Annotated in this window: 18 protein-coding genes; 9 read left to right on the top strand and 9 right to left on the bottom strand. The window is 45.5% G+C overall.

Annotation, left to right across the window (positions count from 1 at the left end; genetic code table 11):
• The first annotated feature begins 2 nt into the window (after nt 1-2).
• On the top strand, nt 3-1,286 hold the full coding sequence (locus R7Z10_RS09615; protein WP_318104744.1) for an ABC transporter permease: 1,284 nt from the start codon (nt 3-5) through the stop codon (nt 1,284-1,286).
• Between the two features lie 22 nt (nt 1,287-1,308).
• On the top strand, nt 1,309-2,013 hold the full coding sequence (locus R7Z10_RS09610; protein WP_318104741.1) for an ABC transporter ATP-binding protein: 705 nt from the start codon (nt 1,309-1,311) through the stop codon (nt 2,011-2,013).
• 66 nt (nt 2,014-2,079) lie between these two features.
• Here the strand turns inward: R7Z10_RS09610 and R7Z10_RS09605 are convergent, their stop codons facing one another.
• Together R7Z10_RS09605 and R7Z10_RS09600 are read right to left on the bottom strand one after the other, a co-directional pair.
• Entirely contained in the window at nt 2,080-2,763 is a 684-nt protein-coding gene (locus tag R7Z10_RS09605) for a topoisomerase I (RefSeq protein WP_318104738.1), read from the bottom strand.
• Nucleotides 2,764-2,838: 75 nt separating this feature from the next.
• Nucleotides 2,839-3,756 carry a leukocidin family pore-forming toxin gene (locus R7Z10_RS09600; protein ID WP_005376731.1) on the bottom strand — a complete coding sequence of 306 codons (918 nt, stop codon included), beginning with the start codon at nt 3,754-3,756 and terminating at the stop codon, nt 2,839-2,841.
• A 1,099-nt stretch (nt 3,757-4,855) separates the two neighbouring features.
• Between R7Z10_RS09600 and R7Z10_RS09595 the strand changes: the two genes are divergently transcribed.
• Nucleotides 4,856-5,830, top strand: a complete 975-nt coding sequence (locus tag R7Z10_RS09595; RefSeq protein ID WP_139059381.1) for a DUF1852 domain-containing protein — start codon at nt 4,856-4,858, stop codon at nt 5,828-5,830.
• A 30-nt stretch (nt 5,831-5,860) separates the two neighbouring features.
• Nucleotides 5,861-6,889, top strand: a complete 1,029-nt coding sequence (locus R7Z10_RS09590; protein WP_318104735.1) for a methionine synthase — start codon at nt 5,861-5,863, stop codon at nt 6,887-6,889.
• A gap of 1,201 nt (nt 6,890-8,090) precedes the next feature.
• On the opposite strand, the gene R7Z10_RS09585 is transcribed toward R7Z10_RS09590, so the two are convergent.
• Together R7Z10_RS09585 and R7Z10_RS09580 are read right to left on the bottom strand one after the other, a co-directional pair.
• Nucleotides 8,091-9,110 carry a DUF2955 domain-containing protein gene (locus tag R7Z10_RS09585; RefSeq protein ID WP_318104733.1) on the bottom strand — a complete coding sequence of 340 codons (1,020 nt, stop codon included), beginning with the start codon at nt 9,108-9,110 and terminating at the stop codon, nt 8,091-8,093.
• Between the two features lie 9 nt (nt 9,111-9,119).
• Nucleotides 9,120-10,184 (bottom strand): HlyD family secretion protein, encoded by a 1,065-nt coding sequence (locus tag R7Z10_RS09580; protein ID WP_005376744.1) that lies wholly within the window; start codon nt 10,182-10,184, stop codon nt 9,120-9,122.
• A gap of 99 nt (nt 10,185-10,283) precedes the next feature.
• On the opposite strand from R7Z10_RS09580, the gene R7Z10_RS09575 reads away from it, so the two are divergent.
• Nucleotides 10,284-11,144, top strand: coding sequence for a LysR family transcriptional regulator (locus R7Z10_RS09575; protein WP_137282241.1), 861 nt, complete (start codon nt 10,284-10,286; stop codon nt 11,142-11,144).
• A 150-nt stretch (nt 11,145-11,294) separates the two neighbouring features.
• Nucleotides 11,295-11,837, top strand: coding sequence for a hydrolase (locus R7Z10_RS09570; RefSeq protein ID WP_005376747.1), 543 nt, complete (start codon nt 11,295-11,297; stop codon nt 11,835-11,837).
• Nucleotides 11,838-11,876: 39 nt separating this feature from the next.
• On the opposite strand, the gene R7Z10_RS09565 is transcribed toward R7Z10_RS09570, so the two are convergent.
• From R7Z10_RS09565 to R7Z10_RS09555, 3 genes are all read right to left on the bottom strand, one after another.
• Nucleotides 11,877-12,773: a 1-aminocyclopropane-1-carboxylate deaminase/D-cysteine desulfhydrase gene (locus R7Z10_RS09565; protein WP_005376749.1), complete on the bottom strand. Its 897-nt coding sequence runs from the start codon at nt 12,771-12,773 to the stop codon at nt 11,877-11,879.
• Nucleotides 12,774-12,880: 107 nt separating this feature from the next.
• Nucleotides 12,881-14,167, bottom strand: a complete 1,287-nt coding sequence (locus R7Z10_RS09560) for a HAMP domain-containing sensor histidine kinase (protein ID WP_005376750.1) — start codon at nt 14,165-14,167, stop codon at nt 12,881-12,883.
• Nucleotides 14,164-14,841, bottom strand: a complete 678-nt coding sequence (locus R7Z10_RS09555) for a response regulator transcription factor (RefSeq protein ID WP_005376751.1) — start codon at nt 14,839-14,841, stop codon at nt 14,164-14,166. Before R7Z10_RS09555 ends, R7Z10_RS09560 begins: the two co-directional genes overlap by 4 nt.
• A gap of 152 nt (nt 14,842-14,993) precedes the next feature.
• On the opposite strand from R7Z10_RS09555, the gene R7Z10_RS09550 reads away from it, so the two are divergent.
• From R7Z10_RS09550 to R7Z10_RS09540, 3 genes are read left to right on the top strand one after another with little or no spacing between them, the layout of a single operon-like run.
• A complete protein-coding gene (locus R7Z10_RS09550; RefSeq protein ID WP_238952028.1) occupies nt 14,994-16,034 on the top strand; it encodes a glycosyltransferase family 2 protein in 1,041 nt (346 codons plus the stop codon).
• Nucleotides 16,035-16,036: 2 nt separating this feature from the next.
• Complete coding sequence (locus tag R7Z10_RS09545) at nt 16,037-17,443, top strand: glycosyltransferase family 39 protein (protein WP_318104724.1); 1,407 nt, start codon at nt 16,037-16,039, stop codon at nt 17,441-17,443.
• Between the two features lie 4 nt (nt 17,444-17,447).
• On the top strand, nt 17,448-17,870 hold the full coding sequence (locus tag R7Z10_RS09540; RefSeq protein WP_318104721.1) for a GtrA family protein: 423 nt from the start codon (nt 17,448-17,450) through the stop codon (nt 17,868-17,870).
• A 127-nt stretch (nt 17,871-17,997) separates the two neighbouring features.
• Here R7Z10_RS09540 and R7Z10_RS09535 read toward each other — a convergent pair whose 3' ends face one another.
• Together R7Z10_RS09535 and R7Z10_RS09530 are read right to left on the bottom strand one after the other, a co-directional pair.
• Nucleotides 17,998-18,942: a hypothetical protein gene (locus R7Z10_RS09535; protein ID WP_171344315.1), complete on the bottom strand. Its 945-nt coding sequence runs from the start codon at nt 18,940-18,942 to the stop codon at nt 17,998-18,000.
• Between the two features lie 3 nt (nt 18,943-18,945).
• Entirely contained in the window at nt 18,946-22,443 is a 3,498-nt protein-coding gene (locus R7Z10_RS09530; RefSeq protein WP_318104717.1) for a T6SS effector BTH_I2691 family protein, read from the bottom strand.
• Nucleotides 22,444-22,454: the final 11 nt, after the last annotated feature.

The raw sequence follows: 22,454 nt of genomic DNA, 5'->3' as shown, positions 1-22,454 counted from the left end.
TCATGTTGTTACCGATGAGACAAATTTTCCAAGAAATGGCCGCAGAAAAGCTGAGATTGGGTTTGACCATTCTGGCTATAGCGTGGGCGACCCTCTGTATCGCTGCTATGTTGGCGGTAGGTGAGGGCATTCGTCAGGGGGTATTGAAAACCGCACAAAATGGTAACGGCAACTTGATTTATTTGACCGGAGGGATGGCCACCGTCGACCACGGTGCTTTTCACCAAGGTAAGTTTCTGACGTTAAAAATGGACGATTCAGAGATCGTTCGAGCATTACCCGATGTAAAAAGCGTTGCGCCAACTGCGAAGTGGAAAGAGCGCATCACCGTTGGTGACAGAAGCTCATGGCAAGAGCCGTTAGCAGTCACGAGCGAGTTTCAATCCATGACCAATTTGGTGCCGATGGCGGGGGGACGATGGTTAAATCCACTCGATCAAAAAGAGACGCGCAAAGTCGTTGTACTGGGTTATGAACTGGCAGCCGACTTATTCAACCCGAATGAGGACTTTAGTTGGTTTGCGACAGTCACATTGCAAGTCAACCCTGTGGGGCAAAAGGTAAAAATCGGCAATGAGCAGTTCACCGTTGTGGGCGTATTGGAGAAAAACAGCGCCCAAATAGAACTGGGGGATCTTATCAACTATTCCAGCTTTGTGCCGTTAGCGACGTGGAAGCGATTTCATGTCAACGGTGAAATTGGTGGCATCAATGTGCAACCACAAGCCGATGTAGACCGAGAAGCCTTAGCAAAGACGATCAGGCAAGTGATTGCCCGTAAGCACGGGGCAAGTGTCAGTGATGAACAGGTCGTCCAAGTCGATGATATGTTCCTTAAACAAAAGAGTATGCAGCAGTTTCTGATAGGTTTGCAGAGTTTTCTTGGCATTATCGGCTTCGTGACGTTAGCTGTTGCTGGCGTTGGCATCGCCAATGTGATGTATGCCACCGTAAAGCGAACTACGCGTGATATCGGTGTGCGCATGGCGGTCGGTGCAACCCCAACGGCCATTCGCATGCACTATTTAGTGCAGTCTTTATTGACAATGATGATGGGGGGCGCGCTTGGCTTAGGCGTGACGTACGCGCTGGTGTCTGCCATCAGTTCCATTCCTTTAGAGGGCAATGCCTTTTATGAACAACTGGGTAAACCTGTCCCTGAGTTGTCGTGGGTCGTTGTCGCGATTGTCATCCTCACCTTAGTGATAATTGGTGTGGCATCTGCATGGTTACCTGCAAACCGAGCCGCAAAAGTCAGCCCGTTGGAGGCGCTACAAAGTGAATAACAACAATAACTCTGGAGAGAACATGTCGAACCAGCCGCTTGTTGAGCTAACCAACATCTGCAAATACTACTCAAGCGGAGAGGCGGAAGTACGTGCGCTCGACGGCGTAGACTTAACCATCAATCAAGGTGAGTTTCTTTCGATTCTTGGCCCGTCTGGCTCGGGTAAATCAACGCTAATGAACATGCTCGGCTGTTTAGATAAGCCCACCGATGGCGAGTACCAACTTGGCGGCCAAAACGTAGCAAGTTTAAGTGCGAATGAGTTGGCTGGCATTCGTAACCAAAAGATCGGGTTTGTCTTCCAAAGCTTTAACTTATTGGAATACGCGACGGCGCTTGATAACGTGGCACTGCCGTTGGTTTACTCTGGCATCAAAGCCAAAGAACGTCGCCAGCGCGCAGCTAAATTGCTAGAGCAAGTCGGGCTAGGGGATCGTTTAGACCATAAACCAAACCAGCTTTCTGGTGGTCAAAAGCAGAGAGTTGCGATTGCAAGAGCCTTGGTCAACGATCCGCAAATCATCCTAGCTGACGAGCCAACCGGCGCGCTCGATTCAAAATCTGGTGCTGAGATCGAAGCTCTGTTCAACCAACTCCACGCCGAAGGCAGAACATTGATCATCGTGACGCACGATAACGCCCTCGCAGAACGCACCAAACGCATCATCACCATCAAAGATGGCAAGGTGATTTCGGATAGAGCGCCGGTAAGTAGGGAGAAATGAGCTTTTCTTAATTGAGAACTGAGTTTTAAGGGAAATAGCGATACAGAGGCTATCTCCCTTTACTTTTTATTCGCGATGTTCGTTTTGTCTCTCTTTTATCAAGTCATGCTTTTGTTCTTTAAGTAGAGTGATTGCGAGCTTAGTGTCCTCAATCAATTTACTGTTATCGTTGAGATCTTTGCTCTTCAAAGGCAAAACTAGATAATGAATGCTGCCATCTGCATTCTGTACTCCGGTAGCGATGATGACATCACCTTCAGACGCCGTACCAAAATACTCTGATACGACTTTGGTTTCGCTGACACCGTAGCTATCCAAATAGGATGACTCCGTATTGTCAAACAAGATAGGAACCCCTTGCCTAGCTAATGTTCGCAATTGTTTTTGCTTTTGCTCGTCGAATGGATAGTCGGTCGTACTGATGTAACTTACCTGTTCAGCTTCAATAAAATCGTACAGTTCATTGCTCAGTTCATTTAATGGGGCAGATATCCAAGGTGTAGTTGGAATGACGTCGGAAGTATCATCATTGCGACTTAGTGGTGTTGGAGCGGTAACAACCTTTTGAGCAGCATTGCTCTCAGGAGGCGTTACACTTATTGTCGCAGCGTCTTCTGTCTTGATTTGCTCATCAAGGCTTGCAACAGGTTCGGTCTGGGCATTCTTGTTATTTGAATTAATTAGAAATATGGCGAGTACTGCACCAAGTGCTAGCGCCGATCCAGTCAAGAGTTTTTTGTTACTTGTCATGTGTCATGTCTTACCGTTTATTTCATTAGTAAATATAGCGGCCACTTATTTATTCCGTGGCCGCAGGCTAATAAGTTAGTGGTAGAGATCGTCATTCCAAGAGATAGTTACGGCTCGGCTAGTCTCTGTCCATTGACTGCTATCGCGATTTTTCTTCCAGGTATTTTCTGGAGTGGTATACCAGCTACACCAGTCGCGACCAAAGTAGTAATTGGTTTTTCGCCAACCAGCAACCAGCTTGACCTCTGATGTATCTAGGCCATCTTGAATGTCATTTTTTCTATATACGACGCCGACTTGTGGTTTAAAGTCTGAACGCATAACGACAGGTAACTCATTGTAATCAATCAAATTACCCATGTCACAACTGGTCCAACGATACAATAACCAGTCTTTAGCTGGCGTATTATGGCGGATAGTCTTGTTTTCAATTAACCAATTAATGCTTTCGTTAGCTTGGTTAAAATCGGCAACCGTTTGAAACTCTGGCTGGTCGTACGTTACACGGTTGCTCCAGGAGATTCCCCCACTAATATTTGGAGAAGTAGAAGCACTGAATCCAAGGTTAAAATCTAGCGACTCACTGACAGATGCCGTTGCAATGGTGTTTTCTGGAGCATGGCTCATGTGGCGTAAAGGGGCGCCATTTAAATAGCTCAGTGCCAGCTTAAAAGCCGTTGGAACGGTGTAACGGTAATCTCCCCCAGTGGCAAAACCATAGATTTGTTCTTTGTTTGGAACATTAGTCATGTCGAAGCCAGAGCCGCCATTTAGGATCAACTTAGCTTCTTTAGCGCCATTTGGTAGTAAAGATTGGTTCCAGACATTTTCTAAAGAATAAATTAAGCGGATTTTTTTCGAGCGTGCATCACCATCATCAAGCTGAAGCAACGTCGAAGTGTAAGATTTTAATGTATCTTCAGCATGTGCTGGTGCTAAAGAACCAAGTAAAGCGAGTGCGATAATACTCGCGGAAAGATGCTGTTTTTCCATTATTGTTTCCTATTAGTCAGCCCATAAAGACTTTTGTTTTAAACTATCTTGATGGGCACTTTATAATTATGGACAGGTTATAAATTCAAGCTCAATAAATGAGCGGTGAAATAGTGCATCTTGTTTTTTATTAAAAAAAGAAAAAGGATAGATTCGTGGGATTAATGTCTCATAGTTTTTAAATTCACCTCTCAACTATAATAAATAAGAATTTGGTTATTAAGTTTTGCCTTTTTAAGTTATTGCTTAATTTTAATTTTCTAATGTTATATTGAGCTTTTTTATTGATAAAAGTGAATTTTATAAATGTTAGTCATGTTATTTTTAGGGTTTTTGTTATACCAAACTAAGTAAAGTATCGTTATGTGGTCATCTCGGGTTTATGGTTTTAATTCAAATTAAAACAGTGGCTTATGTTTTTTGTTGTTGTTTTTTAGAGCTTAATGTAATAGTTGAGTGATAAAGTCCGTCAATGAAGTTGCCATGTTCGTGTATGAAGTTATATGTGCTTTTACAGCAGGGAGTTAAACTTTACGTTTAAGATGGTAAAGATAGAAAAAGAAATAAATAAGATAATTAAATAATCATGTTTCCGAGAATATAAATGTAACGTACTTCTAATTAAACGAATGCTTGAATAAACGATGGAGTGTGAAAAGTACTATTTAAGTTACGCTGTCCTATATTCCAGTTGGCGTCTTGTTTATACAATGCGTTTTCTCGGCTTAAAACTGGTTTACGTACTGCTAATCCCTTATCAGTTTCTTAATTACACATATTGGCAATATGCTCGCCAAGTTACGTGTATTGGTGTCAATGAAAAACAGTATCTACGATAGCTCTCTCAGGGTTGGAACTGCCACTATGAATTTCCTTCATGTTCAATGTGAAACAATACCAATATTACTCAACTCGTGAAGCAAGTATAAAAAACGGACTGCTCTGGTGTTAGGCACTGCGACCACCGTTTTTAGTACGAACTGTTCGTCGTGAACGCTGCGCAACCTAACGATTGGGAAAACCAAAAAACAAAAAATGTCCCCATGCACAGAGTTAGGAAAAGTCTGCTTTATCTAAGGAAATAGGATACCAACTCACGATGAATAACGATTTCACATTTGCTATCAAAAGCATTCGCTTTGATGAGAATTACCAACCATCAGACAACACGCGAATCACTACCAACTTTGCTAATCTGGCTCGCGGAAACTACCGCCGAGAGAATCTGCGCAATGCGCTCCGAATGATCGATAATCGTTTTAATGCGTTGGCATATTGGGATAACGCGCAAGGTGACCGCTACTCCGTTGAACTTGAAATCATCTCCGTTGATATGGATATCCAAGGTAGTGGAGAAGCCTTCCCATCGATTGAAGTGCTCAAAACTAACATTGTTGACCACAACACTAACGAGCGTATCGAAGGCATTGTGGGCAACAACTTCTCTTCATACGTGCGTGATTACGACTTTAGCGTTTTGCTGTTGGACCACAACAAAAACCAGCCACAGTTCAGCATCCCAGCGAACTTCGGTGATTTGCATGGCAAACTGTTCAAAGCTTTCGTTAATTCTGAGTCTTATAAACAGCATTTCAAAAAGTTGCCAGTGATTTGCCTGAGCGTATCGGACAACAAAGTATACCGACGTACTGAAAACCAACATCCTGTTTTGGGCTTTGAATATCAGCCGAACGAATCTTCGTTGACGGAGCAGTACTTCAAGAAGATGGGCTTACAGGTGCGCTACTTTATGCCGCCAAACAGCGTTGCACCGTTGGCATTCTACTTCTTCGGTGACTTGTTGAACGACTATTCAAACCTAGAGCTTATCAGCACGATAAGCACGATGGAGACATTCCAGAAGATTTACCGACCTGAGATTTACAATGCCAACGCGGTTGCCGGTAATTGCTACCAGCCAAACCTAAAAAACCTAGACCACTCGCTAACTCAAATCGTTTACGACCGAGAAGAGCGCAGCCAACTGGCGATTGAACAAGGGAAATTTGCCGAGGAGCATTTCATCAAACCTTATCAATCTGTGCTTGAACAATGGTCTGCAAGCTACGCGTAATCGATAACGAGAATCTAGAAAGGAATGACGATGAAAACACTATTACCGACTTCAACGGCTGGCAGCTTACCGAAACCTTCTTGGCTGGCAGAACCAGAAAAACTTTGGTCACCGTGGAAACTGCAAGGTGAAGAACTGATTGATGGCAAACGCGATGCGCTACGTGTCGCTTTGCAAGAACAAGAGCTGGCAGGCGTTGATATCGTCAGTGATGGCGAGCAAACTCGGCAACATTTTGTGACGACCTTTATTGAGCATTTAAGTGGCGTAGATTTTGAAAACCGTAAAACGGTGACTATTCGCAACCGTTATGAAGCAAGTGTTCCTACGGTGGTTGGCCCAGTAAGCCGCACAAAGCCCGTGTTTGTTGAAGATGCCAAGTTCTTGCGTCAGCAAACTAAGCAACCTATCAAGTGGGCGCTGCCAGGCCCTATGACGATGATCGATACGCTTTATGATGATCATTACGGTAGCCGTGAAAAGCTGGCTTGGGAATTTGCAAAAATCCTCAACCAAGAAGCGAAAGAGCTTGAAGCGGCAGGTGTCGACATTATTCAATTCGATGAACCTGCGTTCAATGTGTTCTTCGATGATGTGAACGAGTGGGGCATTGCATGTTTAGAGCGTGCGATTGAAGGGCTGAAATGTGAAACTGCAGTGCACATCTGCTATGGCTACGGCATCAAAGCGAACACGGATTGGAAGCAAACGCTAGGCACTGAATGGCGACAATACGAAGAAGTATTCCCGAAGCTGCAGAAGTCTAATATTGATATTATCTCGCTTGAGTGTCATAACTCACGAGTGCCTATTGAGTTACTTGAGTTGATTCGCGGTAAGAAGGTGATGGTTGGTGCGATTGACGTCGCTACTAACGAAATTGAAACGCCACAAGAAGTAGCGAACACATTGCGAGAGGCGTTGAAGTTCGTTGATGCCGACAAGCTTTACCCATGTACCAACTGCGGTATGGCCCCTTTGTCTCGTGAAGTATCGACCGCTAAGCTCAATGCGTTAAGTGCGGGTGCGGAGATCATTCGTAAAGAGTTGGTGGGTTGATATTAATACTTAGGCTCCGCACCATGAACTAAAATTAGGGTCATTCTAGCGAGTTTAAATGAGAATAGGAATCGGATTACAGCTCGCTAGGAAATAGCGATAACTTTCGCACTTCAAAGTACGTGGTTAGTAGAACCTGAATCACGCTCGTCCCTCGCTGTTCAGGATGACGGATGTTGGAAGATATATTGCTCGCCACAACCCTAGTTATTAGAGCAGTTTCAAGATAGCGTCATTCCAGCGAGTCTAGACGAGACTAGGAATCGGATTACAGCTCGCTAGGAAATAGCGATAACTTTCGCACTTCAAAGCTCTCGGTGGGTAGAACCTGAATCACGCTCGTCCCTCGCTGTTCAGGATGACGGATGTTGGAAGATACATTGCTCGCCACAACCCTAGGTATTGGGGCAGCTCCAAGATAGGATCATTCCAGCGAGTTTAAACGAGGCTAGGAGTCTGATTACAGCTCGCTAGGAAATGGCGATAACTTTCGCACTTCAAAGCACTCGGTGGGTAGATCCTGAATCACCTCGTCCCTCGCTGTTCAGGATGACGGATGTTGGAAGAAACATTGCTCGCCACAACCCCAGGTATTGGAGCAGTTCCAAGATAGGGTCATTCCAGCGAGTCTAGACGAGACTAGGAATCTACTAACAACTCACTGGAAAATGGCGATAACGTTAGAACTTCACAGCACTCGGTGAGTCGATCCTGAACCACGCTCGTTCCTCGCTGTTCAGGATGACGGATGTTGGAAGATATATTGCTCGCCACAACCCTAGGTATTAGAGCAGTTTCAAGATAGCGTCATTCCAGCGAGTCTAGACGAGACTAGGAATCGGGTTACAGCACGCTAGGAAATAGCGATAACTTTCGCACTTCAAAGTACGTGGTTAGTAGAACCTGAATCACGCTCGTTCCTCGATGTTCAGGATGACGGATGTTGGAAGATACATTGCTCGCCACAACCCTAGGTATTGGAGCAGCTCCAAGAGAGGGTCATTCTAGCGAGTTTAAACGAGACTAGGAATCGGGTTACAGCTCGTTAGGAAATGGCGATAACCTTAGAACTTCACAGCACTCGGTGAGTCGATCCTGAAGCACGCTCGTTCCTCGATGTTCAGGGTGACCGTTTTAAATAAAAATGCCGCTCACAGTAAAGTGAGCGGCATACATTTCCCGTTTCCAGCCTCGGCCAGATTTAATTCAACTCCACGTTCTTAATCTCAGGATGCTTTAGCAACATCACACGAATCCAGTGATGCACCACCCACATCACCATCGCGGTGAGCAGAACCGCAACGAAAATCGAGCTGAAACGGTACAAGATCGAAAAGAACGCGTCTTTTTGTTCTGGCACCAACGAGGTCGTCAGCGGAACCGATAGAGCAGACATGGCAGAAAACGCGATAGCCGCTTTAATTTGCCCCTTGGTGAGCCACAAGCAGAATGGCCCCATTGCAATGGTAAAGGCGAGCCAAAAGAGTAGCCCATGCCCATACCAACTGCCCAATATCAGCTGAACAGCCATCCCTGCGATGCAGCCTAGTGCGGTGCCGATGATGCGAATTTTTGCCATGGCGAGCGAGCCCGCTAAAGTCATTGGGGTTAGGATGATCAAAATGGAAGCTTGTGCGGATAGCGAGTCATATAAGTCTGCTACTTGGAATACGATAAATGCCGCCATCGCCACTACCCAACCCATGGCAACTTGGCTGATGTAGTCAATATCGCTTTTCACGGGGGTCGATATCTCAATGTGTTCGGCGGAGGATTTTGGCTCCGGGAACAACCAATACGCGAATGCGCAAACAAAAATATTGCTGAACGCCATCACCCACATGTTGACGTTGAACTCTTCAATATCCATGAAGTTATAGCTGGCAAAATTCAACACAATTGAACCCACCAACAGCCCCATGTAACCAAACAAATAGGTTTTCTGGTTCATCATTGCAATGCACTTGAACAGCATCATGATTCCGACGGCAACGGTCATTAATGTTGGATGAAACTGCAAGTATTCCAGCAAAAATGTGGCTTGTATGGTTGTCCACACCGCAGAGAAAAACACGATCAATAAAGCCGAAATATTAAAGTTGTCCATTCTGCCCAATATAAACAGCGGCATCATGATGGCAAAAAATCCGTAAGACCAACCGAAGATCATGCTTAGCGCGAGCCCTAAAGAGCAGCCGAACCAAATTCGTAAGGTTTTCATTGTCGCCGCCTAGTAAATGAAGTGGAACCAGCTTGCGAGGTGAATCTGTGCTTGCGCCATCAACTGCCAGAAAATGCTGTTGTCTGGGTACAAAACAATGGTAGCGCGAGAGCCGACAAACAGTGCTGGTGGTAACTCTTCGCTGCTGGTTAGGTTCACTCGTGTACGCTGCGCATCACGTACCCAGCGGTTGTTCACTTCCACTTTGGTCAGTGCGCCATTAGGCGTTTGTTGTGCGGCTGCTACACCGTAATCGCGGCTAGCTAAATCAAAGTCGTACACCGAACCTGGGTTGGCATCAAATGTGACCAAGGCGTGGAAAGTCTTGTCTACGTTCGCGACGGACTTTTCACGAAAATCAGCGGCTACCCAGAGTGATCCTGTTGGTACAAACGTCAGCAATGGCATGTTGGTGTTTGCCATCGTGCCAACTTCTAGTTGCAGGTTGGTCACGACACCATCACTGGGAGCGAGTACCGCGGTATTTGCCAAATCAAGTTGCGCCTTTTCGATGCCGTTTTTGGCAATTCGAACGGCGGTGCTTTGACCTTTTTGATCGCCTAATTGCGCCTCAATGACTTTTAAGTTTTGTCGTTCCGCTTTAAGCGCTGCACGTGATACCTGATTTTGGGCAAAGGCATTATCGAGTGTCGATTGAGAGATGACTTTCTGCTTCGATAGTGTCAGTAAGCGGTTGTACTCGCGGTGTGCATTATCAAATGTCGCTTGTGCGCGGGCAATATTGGCAAGAGCGGCTTCGCGTTGAGAATACAGCGTTGCTTCTTTTTCATAAGCGGATTGCAGAGACAGCTCCGCCTGTTCAAGTGCTATCTTGTATTTACGATCATCAATCGTAAACAACACATCGCCTTTTTGAACGGACTGGTTATTCTCGATGAGAACGTCGGTCACTTTACCAGATACCTCGGGCGCGACTTGGACAACGTATCCTTGTACTCGTCCTTCGGTCGTTAAGGGGGCGTGGCGGTCAGCAATGATAATGTACAAAAATAGTACGATGAACAGGACAATCAAAGTTCGCATCCAGTGTTTAAATTTTTGGTCAGCCGTCATTACAAGTTCCGTTAAACATATTGGATAGCGGATTATAGAGAAGTCACTCACAATTCAGTAGAATGATAATACGAACATGAATGACCTAAAAATAGGACAATGAACGTTAGTTTTGATGATATTTACCTATTCACTCAGACGGTGGTTCACGGCGGTATAAGTGCAGCGGCAGAGGCGAATCAACTACAACGCTCAAAAGTGAGTCGTCGCCTGCAAGAATTAGAGAAATCGCTCGGGGTACAGCTTTTGATCCGCACAACACGCAGCATTGAGTTGACGGAGCACGGGAAACGCTTGTTTGAGTTGGTGGGGCAGCCTATTGACCATATTCAGCAAGGTTTAAATGCCATGCACGAATATCAACAAGATCTGACGGGCAAGGTGCGTTTAGCCATTCCTTCCGCATTGATGAGCTCTGCCGCGTTTAACGCGATCATCACCGAGTACACAACGCGGTATCCGGAGATTTCGGTCGAGATTGAAAACCATCAAGAGAGTGTCGATCTTAAGCGTCAATCGTTTGATTTACAGCTTCTTCCGAGCGTGGTCAAAGTCACCGATGACAGCTATGTGCAGTTCAGTCTTTTGCCTTATCGTAGTCACTTTGTTGCGTCAAAAGCCTATCTAGAATCGCATCCGCCAGTAAAAACGGTGGAAGATCTTAAGCAGCATCGCCTTTTAACTAATCGTTACAATGCCGATTTGCTCGATTCAGATCTGCATGTGGCGTTGCGCTCGGACGACCTCAACTTGCTGCGCTCGATGGCGATAGCAGGAAACGGCATCGCGTTTATTCCTCAAATTCATTCCAAGCCTGCACTGAGAGACGGTTTGTTGGTCGAGGTGCTGCCTCAATTCGCGCATCCGAAGCAGCATCTTACTCTGATTTATCCCTCGGCCTTATTTCTGCCCAATAAAGTCAAAGCCTTGATTGAACTAATTCGAGAGAAATTTAAATAGTCAGTTCAAACCACCCTTACCTAAGGGCAAATGTGTGAGCGAAGGTCATCTTTCTAGGTTTTATTGCTCTAACATGAAAGGGTTCTGATACATTAACTGTTGCTCAACTTGTTGAGTATGGTTTGTGGTCGCACAAGATAGGAGATGGAAATGTTATCGAAAGGAAACACGGGCCTGATTGTGGTGGATGTTCAGGGCAAACTCGCTACATTAATGCATGAAAGCGACGCACTGATTGAAAATATCACGAAACTGGTAAAGGGTGCCAAAGCACTAGATTTGCCTATTCTGTGGATAGAACAGAATCCAGAAAGGTTGGGCCCAACCGCGGAGCCGATTCGTGAAGTGCTTGAAAGCACGCATTTACCTATTACCAAGTACACGTTTGATGGTTGCAAAGAGGCGACATTTAAGGTCGCGGTGGAGAACGCGAAAGTTGATACCTGGTTGGTTTGCGGTATTGAATCCCACATTTGCGTCTATCAAACCGCGGTTTCTCTGCGCCAGTCCGGTTATCGCGTTGAATTAGTCACGGATTGTGTATCTTCCCGAACCGCTGCCAATAAAGCGCTCGCTCTTGCGAAGTTAACCGCTAACGGTGTGGTGCTCACTGGGCTAGAAATGTGTTTGTATGAAATGGTCGAAGATTGCCGAGCACCTGAATTCAAAGAAATTCTGGCGCTCATCAAATAGTGTAATCACTGGAATCAACAACAACTTTATCTGAACACGCTATTCAAATTCTCGTTGATATCTTGGCAACATCGACTCGTTGCCAAGTAACCCGCCTTGGTGAATGTAAATCACCGTTTTATCTGTGTTCTCTTCCAACCAAGGGGTGAGGCATTGCCACATATACGGGTCGTATAACAGGTCAAATTCGAGGTCGGTTTGCTCAAAGAGTGCTTTCCATGTGATGTAATCTTCTTCGTACAAGCGACCAAAATGGTGTTTGTTGCGGATGGTTAAAATGGTTGGGTGGCTGTTTTCACAGAGCTGGTTGAACTGCTCAGTTAAGTAATCTGCATCGCCTACGCAAGGGCAAGTTAGCACTTCTATGCCGTGTGGGCTTAAATGTTTATGAAGATATAAAGCGGTCGTGCCAGTGCCTGATGGCAGGGCGACGGTAAACTGTTCTTTACCTCTCAATCGCGTCCAATCAAGAATTTCTCGTGCTAACTGTTTGATGCCAGCTTCAGCGAGGTGGGAACGTCCACCCTCTGGAATAAGCAATGTCGACTCATCTAATCTTCGTACCTGGTGGATGTATTCACTAGGGTGGAGTTCGCTACCGATGTCTTGCATGGCGGTGATTTTCATACCCAAATCGAGAGCGCCGCGATAGTTTCCGATGGGGGAGCTTTTTAGCCAAGATGGAATGTGATGAACATAAAACTCAAATGCCCAACCTTTAATCTGGGCGAGAGCCGCTAGCGAATACATCGCGTTGGATTGAGCAGAGCCGTAACTGATGAGGGTTTTGATGTCGCTGTTTTGCGTTTCCATCAACGCCATAAACTTACGTGCTTTGTTCCCAGAAAAGTGAGAATGCAGCATGTCATCACGCTTAAGAAAAAACGTATGACCGTTGAAGTTGTGTTGAGTTATCGGGCTTTCAGAGAGTTTCATGTGACTGCTGACGTGTCCAACCACGCGACCTTGCCGTTAAAAAGGGCGCGTAGTGTAACGCCATTAAACCCAGATAAAAAGTCTGTGTTTCAGTACAACCATTTCGGTTATTCCTGATGCTCTGACGCAAGATCAATCACCGCCTCACAGCCACCTTCTGGATGTGTACCAATCTTAAACTGCCAGCCATAGCGTTGGCACAAATCGTCCACAATCATCAAACCTAATCCGTGCCCATCAGAATGCGGAATGGTTGAAAAGCCTTCACCTTCATCGCGCACCGAGATGGTGTTCTCATCCATATTGATATGAATTGATCCCGATGGTGTCGCGGCGATGCCGTTGCGAATCAGGTTGCCAAGAATAATGGTTAGCACTGCATTGGTCGCGCGCGTTCTTGGGTTGCCGTCTATCTGTACATCAAAGCTAAGTGCTTTCTCATCGGCCTGAGCTTGGCTTTGGAAGATGATTTGGTTGAGTTCTTCTTCGGTGATGTTGCGTACTGGTGAGTCATCTGCATTACGCTCGTAACGCACTAAGCCGAGTAGGGCATCCACCATGGTCGACATCTGCTGCGTTGCATCCTGAATTCGGTTCACTTGGCGGGTCTGGAAATCCGTATTCGCACTTCTCGCCAGTAAGCTGCTTGAGCCTTTCATTACGGTTAACGGTGTACGCAGTTCATGGCTTGCGTATCGTGCAAAGGCTTGCTCACGCTTGATGACTTGGTTGATTTTGTGGCGGTACTCATTCAATTCATCCGCAAGGGTTTGGAACTCTTTGGCCGAGCCCTCGGGCACACTAAAAGTCTGTGTGGCATCGCCTTGGTGGTGATCGAGTTGAGTTTTAAGCGCATTGACGGGTTCAATTAAGCGCTGTGACAAACGCAGCAACAGGCTACCAAACAGGAACACCAGCACGGCGACAATCGATAACACCATAGCGACGACGAGAATGAATTCCTCTGAGGTGATCTCGATTTCATCAATCAAGGAAACCAGAATCACGGGATGTTCAACGCCTTTGTAGGTGTAAGTACTCATGTAAACCATGCGCGAGTATTCACCGTCTTCTACTTCATCAAGAAAGTGCTTTTGACCTATTAGGTATTTTTGGTAGCGCTCGGCAACCAATGAGATGTCGTTGTATGCGGTAGTGAGCAGGTCAAGCTGAATACTGCCTTGCTCTGGATGAGACTGGAAATGTTCAATCGCTTCTTTTTTGTCGACCATAATACGACGCTCGCCCACGCGGTCTTCAGACCAAAGCAGGGAGCCAGTAATCAACAAAAAGCAGAAGATGCCAATCACGACCGACACAAAAGAGAAAAACAGAGCGAGTCGCCCTGTCATACTTTGTGTGCTTTGCGTGCTAGCAAGTAAGCGATTGATCATGCACTTGTCTCCAAGCGGAAGCCAACTTTCGGTACGGTGATCAGCACATGTTGTTCAAATGGCTTATCAAGTTGGTTACGCAGTTGGTAAATGTGGCTTCGCAGAACGTCGTTGTTCGGCTCGTTCTCTTGCCACAGTTGGAAGGCGATTTCTTCACGTGTCACCACGTCTGGCGCGCTTTTCACAAGCATTTCCAGAATGGTGTAAGTGGTAGGGTTTAGCGCCAACAGTTTATTTTGGCGGTAAGCTTTACGCGTTTTTTGGTCGATAGAGACTTCGCCATATTCCAACTTACTCGATGCGACAGTGCCACGGTAACGTCGGATCAGCGCCATCATACGCGCTTCTAGAATATCCAAGTCGAAAGGTTTGGTCAGATAGTCATCGGCGCCGTGTTGGAAGCCTTTGAGCATATCGTCACGGCTATCGAGCGCCGTCAGCATAAGTACCGGTGTGTTGTTGCCCTCGTCGCGAAGTTTATTACACATGGTCAGGCCATCCATGCGTGGCAGCATGAGGTCGAGCAAGATGATGTCGAAGGTGTTTTCCATCGCCAGTTTCAGGCCGAGCTCGCCGTTGTCTGCATAATCGAGTTCCATACCTGCACACTCAAAATAATCGAACAGCATGCCTGCGATTTCTCGATTATCTTCGACTAAAAGTACGCGTTTCATGTATTTCTCTCCAAGTGGGCAGGTGTTCGAAAATAACATTTCGTATTAACCGAACATTATTCACTAAGGACGTGAAAAAGATGTCAATAACATCTCTTTCACATTGATGTTTGTAGACTGGATTCATTCATCGGATTTAGTGGAAGAGTAGCATGTCAACCTTCAACATTCACGCTGTAACCTTTTCAAAGGTGAGCCAACACACTGAGCCTAAAACAGTTTTGTCTGTTGTGGTGCCATTCTTTAACGAGCAAGAAGTCTTGCCTGAATTTCATCGTCGTTTAGCCGCCGTTTTGGATGAAATGCCAGAACGCTGTGAAATCGTCTATGTCGACGACGGTAGCAAAGACGACAGCCTAATGATCGCGCAAAACTTTTCTCAATCTTCTAGCGACGTTCGTTGTATTGCATTAAGCCGTAACTTCGGCAAAGAGTCCGCCATGAGTGCGGGTCTGGAACACTGCCAAGGTGAAGCGGTGATCGTGATTGATGCCGACTTGCAAGACCCGCCGGAGTTGATCCCACAAATGGTATCAAAATGGCGTGAAGGGTATGACGTGGTGAATATGCAGCGCAGCGAACGCCACGGTGAAACTTGGTTCAAACGCTTCTCGGCCGCTTGCTTTTACAAAGTGCTTAATAGCATGGCGAAATTGGATGTGCCGGAGAATGTGGGCGATTTCCGTCTACTGAGCGCAAAAGTGGTTAAACACATCAATGCGCTACCAGAGCGTAACCGATACATGAAAGGCATCTTTTCTTGGCCGGGTTTCAAGCAAGTGACGGTTCAGTTTGAGCGTGACGCTCGTTTCTGTGGTGAGACCAAATGGAACTACCTCAAGTTGATTGGCCTTGCAATGGACGGCATTACCTCGTTTTCCATTCGTCCTTTGCGCTTAGCGACACTTGCCGGTGCATTGGTGGCGTTCAGTGCCTTTATCTATGGCGCATTCATAGTGATGAAAACTGTTGTGTTTGGTGAGCCTGTCACTGGCTACCCATCCATGATGGTCGTCCAACTTGCATTGGGCGGTGTGCAACTGCTGTCGATTGGCCTTTTGGGCGAATACATTGGCCGCATTTTTATCGAGACCAAGCAACGTCCTCTTTATCTTGTTCAGTCTGTTTACGAGCAGCCTGCAAAACATCAATCCATCCAAACCATGAAGTTTAAACTGGGAGAAACCGCGTAATCATGAGTATTAATAAAACCCATCTGTGGTTGTTGTTGGCGTTTGCTCTTTTACTCCGTCTTATTTCACTTGCCGCTTACCCTTTGATGGACACCACCGAAGCCCGCTACGGCGAAATGGCGCGCTTAATGGTGGAAACAGGCAATTGGCTTACCCCACAGTTTGATTATGGCGTGCCTTTTTGGGGGAAGCCACCCCTGTTCACGTGGATGAGTGCTTACGGCATTGAGCTGTTTGGATTGAATGAATTCGCAGTGCGCGCGCCTCATTGGTTGGCGGGTGTCGCGACTATTATTTTTGTTGCAGCCATGGCGCATCGCGCTGGCTTTAACGCAGTCATCGCAGCGTTGGTATTGGCGACGTGTGGCATCTTTTCAATTGCGGCGGGTGCAGTGATGACAGACATGGCACTGACATTGGCAATGACCATGGCGATGGTCGGCTTTTACTACTGCTGGCTTGGCAAAGACAAACACAGCCGATTGTGGGGTTATCTCGGTTTCTTTGGCTTGGCTTGCGGGCTGTTAGCAAAAGGTCCGGTGGCGATCGTGATCATGGGCATCGCAGTATTTCCTTGGCTCGTGATTCAGCATGGTTTCTTTGGTGCCTTCAAAGCCTTGTGGCAGCGTTTTCCAATTGTGTCGGGGTTGGCGCTCATGCTGGCGATTGCTCTACCTTGGTACATCATGGCTGAAATGGCGACGCCTGGATTTATTGATTACTTCATTGTTGGCGAGCACTTTAAGCGTTTTGTTGTCAGCGGTTGGGAAGGGGATCTGTATGGTTCTGCTCATGATCAACCACGTGGGATGATCTGGGTATTCTGGCTACAGTCGGCTGCGCCTTGGTCAATTGTATTGCCTATCTTGGCGTGGAAACGTCGTAAGGTACTCAAAGCCATTGAAACCGATCATCAAGGTTTGTTTAGCTTCCTGATGTGTTGGCTGATTTCTCCAATGATCTTGTTCACCATGGCTGGGAATATTTTGCCTGCTTACGTGCTACCGGGTGTGCCTGCGTTGGGTATCTTGATTGCAATGCTGGTGGATAAACACGATTTCAAATGGTTGACCGGAACGGCAGCGGTGTTGCCAGCCCTGCTTATGATTGCGATGTTGGTTTTGAATATGGGCAAAGCAGATAGCCGCAGCGACCGCATAATCTTCGCGCAAATTAATGACAACGCTCCGGTCTTTTATATTGGTAAGCGCCCGTTCTCAGGCCAGTTCTATAGTCATGGTCAGGCGAAAAAGCTTGAAGATAAGAATGACTTAAACAATCTGAAGAAATTCCACCTGATTGGTAAATCGCAGCAAGTGGATAGCATGATTCATGAAAATGCGTTGAGTTGTACCAACGAGTTCACAGCAAAATCGAAACGCTCACTCTACACCTGTGTGGTTGGATAGCGGAATGCGCAAATTACCAAAGTTTGCTTCGTCAGAAAGGTTTGCTTCGTTAACAAGGTTTGCTCTGGTAGGTGGTGTCGGCTTTATGGTCGACACCCTTATCTTTTCTGTGTTGTTCCATTGGTTTGGTCTGGATCTGATGTTGGCTCGTGGGATAGCATTTTTATTTGCGGCAACCACGACTTGGCTTGGTAATCGTTGGCTGACTTTCTCTCAAGCAGAAAAAACCAACCCTTTCGCTCAATGGAAAAAGTCTATGATGAGTGCCTGTATCAGTGCTTTGCCGAATTTTATTGTGTTTAAAGGCGTAACGCTCGCGCTAGGAACGCAAGGAATGATGGTCTATTTGGCTTTGAGCTTAGGCATATTGGCAGGCATGATGAGTAATTATTTGCTCAGTGCAAAATGGGTGTTTAGTAGAGGATAGAAAGGTTCGGGCTTACTCTCCTATCCTCGAGTTAAAAATTCGTTATTTGAACCAATTTTTCTTTTTGTACATCAGAGTAAACCTAAAGCTTTTCATGGGGGATGTAAAAAGGTAAATAAGCCAAGGTTTATACCTTGGCTGCCGTTAGTTCAGATTTTGATTGTTCGATTTCAGATTCCGTTTGCCACTTGCCGTTGTAAAGGTATTCACGCTCAGGAAGTGGGGCATTTGACGCCCTTAAATCAAATACCTCTTCGGTTTGATATTCTCTACTACAAACTGGAATACTAAAGAGCCTTGATTCTGGCTTTGCTTCAAACAGCTTTTTATGATCATCGACCTCTTTACAATCCAGTTTGTAGACCTCTGACAGTTGCGTGACCATGGATTCTAAATCCGCTTCAGTTTTAAAGAAAACATAACAATCTGATCTATCTTGTGAGCGAAAGATAGTCTTATGAGCAGTATCTCGATATCTGCATATGTCATGCTTAAAATAGAACTGGATCACTTTCCTTTTTTTATTGTAGTCCGCAAACAGCCAATCCTCACGCTCTCCGATTCTCACTTCTGTTGGTTCATCTGGTTGGCGTTTAAGCATTTTAAAGGAGACTAATATAAAAGCACCTGCACCTGCTAACGCCATCGGGCCAACCATCGCTACCATCACCACACATACCACTGCACCTATCCAGCCAACGGCTTGCATGGCGGTATTCACCCACTTAGGCATGTTGCGACGTTTCTTCATCACAAAGCCTTTGTCAGAAAAAATATAGTCATAGCGATAGTCGAGGCCAATCGTAAGGTAAAAGGCTCCAGACACCATCACCGATAAAATAAAAGAAAAAATAGTTACGTCAACCGTGTCACTCGTATGTATAAACAAAGTTAATAGGAATGGGGCGATCACAAATGGAAACGCAAAAAGTTTAAAGTAATAGCGAAATGGTTCCTCTACATCATACTTATGCCATGTTCTGACGTTATCGCCTGCGAGTATTTCTTGCTCTTGTGCCTCTTGATAAACTGCCAACTCTTCTGGGGTGACGTAAAATGGTGAATATGCCAAGGGTTACTCCTTAAAACCTAATGTGCCAACAACGGTGGTGAGTGATTTTTTAATGATATTTTGTTTGGTATTGTCTGAAATCACGCGATAAGTTGCACTCTGTTTTACGCTATTTTGGAACCAATACTCACGCTTTGATGGAGCATCATCTTCCGTATCGTACACCACTTGCATTGCAAGGTAATGGTCTACTTCTGTGATTGGCAATGCTACCTTGTACACCACCAATTCGGCACTAGCTAGGTCTTGAGTTTTAAGAGTGACTAAATCTGCGTTTTGATGCCACGAGCCGGACGTCAAATCATCTTCTGTTGCCTTGCTGTTAGTACTCACCATAATACCATTCGTTGCAGCGCGCCGTGGCAGCTGAATATGCACTTCCAAGCCAACTAACTCACGATGTGTATAGCCTGGATAAGCCTGTATATTTTCAATAGGTTGATGGTATACCGTAGGCTGTTGAATAATAGATTGTAAGTCAAACAGCGCTTGCTGCACTAATGCTGAATTATGCTTCTCTCTTTCGGGCAAGCTCGAAGATTGGCTCCACTGAGTGCGAGCAGGGTGATAACCCCAAGGCAGTTTATCTAACCATTTTTGGAAATCATCTTGTTTCAGTTTATTCAACTTATAATTGATGGCTAAGTATGTAACTGTAAGAATAACTAAAGCTGCCGTTACCGGGCCACCAAAAAGCAAGTTAGTCGAAAAAGTACCAGTAGAGGCTCCTAAGAACTGAAACGCACCAATCGCACCAGTTAAACCAAGTGTTACGGTATTCGCTAAATATAATTTGCTTTCGAGGCCATAAACGTTATCGATACTCTGCCAAGAACGGTAAGCCTCAATACCTGAAGCCAGCGCTCCTAAAGCCCCTGTAATCGCAAGCCATTTATTAAATACTTTTAAGTCATCAAGAATCAGGTTTTCAAAGCCTTTTGTATTTCGATCTACTAACTTTTTTAGAGTTTTTAGCGAGTGCTCTCTGAGTTCGTCACTTCCCTTAACCTTATCCCAATACTTACCCGTACGAATACCCGTCCAAGCGTTTGCTGTATAAAAAAGCTTTTGCTGAATATCTAAAAATTCATCTGAGGACATTAACCCAGTGTCTTGGATACTGCTCATGGCATCACCAAGCGCGATGCAGTTAAATACTAATGCCATAAAGCCTAGACCACCGGCATTCTCGAACAGTTTATTCAAATCATTGAGCTTATTCATCACGATCCGCGTTCTAAGCTCGATGGTTCTTTGAGGTAGATCATCAGGTAACTCAATGTACTGCGGGTACTCCAATGTAGCTACAGCGAGAGCCTTCTTAATAGTCTTTCTATTTTCTAAAGCTGTTGTGTATTTAGAGTCAGCTTTGCGGTTATTTTTCTGGAAGTCAGCAATGATTGCATCGTTTTTTTCGAGCTTAATCAGATAATCATTTACGCGTGTTTTCCATTTTTTAAAATCGTGAGCGTAACCTTCTTTTATTGTTACGGGCATATTGTGTGCCATATGTTCTGCAATAACGGCAAATAAATAATAGCTATGACGGTTCAGAGGTTTAGCGAAAACAGGCATCAGCGAAATTGATACTTGTGAGGTCATGCTAACACCAAACTCTACAACGCCTTTTGCAAGCGCACCTATTGCAGATTTAAAAATAATATCCAGCTCTTGGAAACCTTTGGCGATATCTTTGAGAAAGGCTGTTTCCGCAGTGTTTGGGTTGGAAACAAAGTCCATGATCTTAGAGTACATATTCACGCGGTTGCTGGTATCAGATATCTGGTCCATCAACTGATTATCAGGATCAGGATTTTCTGAGACGATCGACTGTTCATCAAGCGCCTCTGTAATATTCTTCTCCATCACTTTAAATAAACTACGACTAAACCCAGAGGCATAGAGAGCAAGTAAACTGGTTGGTTTCTCCCATTGGCTTTCAGCCCATTGGCGGTCTTCTTCTTGTATCACCAAAGTAAATGACTCAACCGCTTGCTTGTGTAGTTGATACAAGCTGTACTGCGTGTCTTCGCTGTATAGGTCGAAGGTTCTTTCGAGATGATGCGGCGTTAAGGACTCCATTACTGCGATAAAGTCGCGTTTGACCGAAACCACTTGGGCTAGCATGGTTTCTTTTTGTTCTGACAGCTCTTGCATCTCGCTCAGCATTTGCTTCCAGTTGAGCTGCTGACGCCAGCGTTCAGTCGCTATCCATTGTTCGTATTTACCAAAACGGCTCGCAGAAATTCGATATTTGTCCTGTATCGCTTTAGCAATGTCACTTTGGGTATGTTGGTGTGATTCAATCGCTCCAGCGGAAAATTTAGCAGGATAGCCGGACTGAACTGAGCTTTTGTTCTGCTCTGCCAAATCAAGTTGGTGAGAGGAGTCATAATAGTCAGCCATGTCGGTATAAAACGACAGCTCTTCGCCGTTACGCTTAACGCTAGCTGGCATGTCTATCTCGTCACTTGCACCAAACATACACAGTTGCATGGCGGTCTGCATCAAGTTCCACTGGTTTGAAAACTGGTCAGTGAAAAGGCGGTAAGGGCTTGCGGCACCAACAAAATGCAGTGACATATCTTGAATGTCTGCGGCGTAATCTTTTATCGCGACGAAGTAGCCTGATTCTTCTTCTGGAATCGCAGAGGTTAAATCGCTTTCGACTGCGACAGGTTTAAAGACAGAACCATCTTCATCTGCTTTGGTGGCGATGCCAGAATCCGCAAAGCGACCATCATCGACGGCAGAAGATTCAATATCAGCGACTTGGGTTAACTTATCTATTGGTGCAATGTTGTGCTGATTCTCGTTTGAGGACAGAACAATGGTTTGCATGCGATCGATATGATTACTCGGATTGTTAAGTACGCGCATGAACGTGTGCCATGTCCACCGGTGCTCAGAGAAGCAAATCGATAGTACGCTTCCGTTGACGTAAGTAAGGAAGGGCTTTGCATCTTGTGGTGTCCCACGCTGCTCTGATTTTGGGCTTTCTGATTCTCCCAACTTATAGAGCGTGAATTGCGTTCCTTTGATTTCGTATTCGTCTAAGCTTTTGTTGATTGCATCATAGACATACAGCCAACCGTCGCGCAGTTGACGCAGGGTGTAACCAACGGTATTGAGTTTGGCTGGGCCTTGGCCTTTCCATTCTTCAGGCAAACCAAAAGGTTGTGTCTCTTCTGTTTCTAGCTGATCGATGGCATAGCGGACTGGGATAAAGTGCGCAGGTGATGCTTCCGTTGCTTCTTTCTCAGTTTTTAAATTGAGAGGCTCTGGTTCAGACGGCGGTGGCGGATCGATTTTTTTTGTTTCTCCCTCCCAAAACATACTGCGCTCTGGGGGTGAGCCAGCAAGATCATCAGATTCCGTGGTTGGAACGATATTCAGCGATTTCAGTGTACCATCGCTTTCAAATGCCTGAACGGCCTCCTCATAGGTATAGCTGTTGTCATACCAGAACATAGAAGTTTTTGGGGGAAGTGGATTATTCATCGTTAGCCCAT

The organism is Vibrio sp. Vb1018 (assembly GCF_033338775.1).
In the GTDB taxonomy this organism is placed as follows: Bacteria; Pseudomonadota; Gammaproteobacteria; order Enterobacterales; family Vibrionaceae; genus Vibrio; species Vibrio alginolyticus.
Note: the sequence above shows the minus strand (reverse complement) of the source record. Positions and strands in the feature narration are given on the sequence as shown.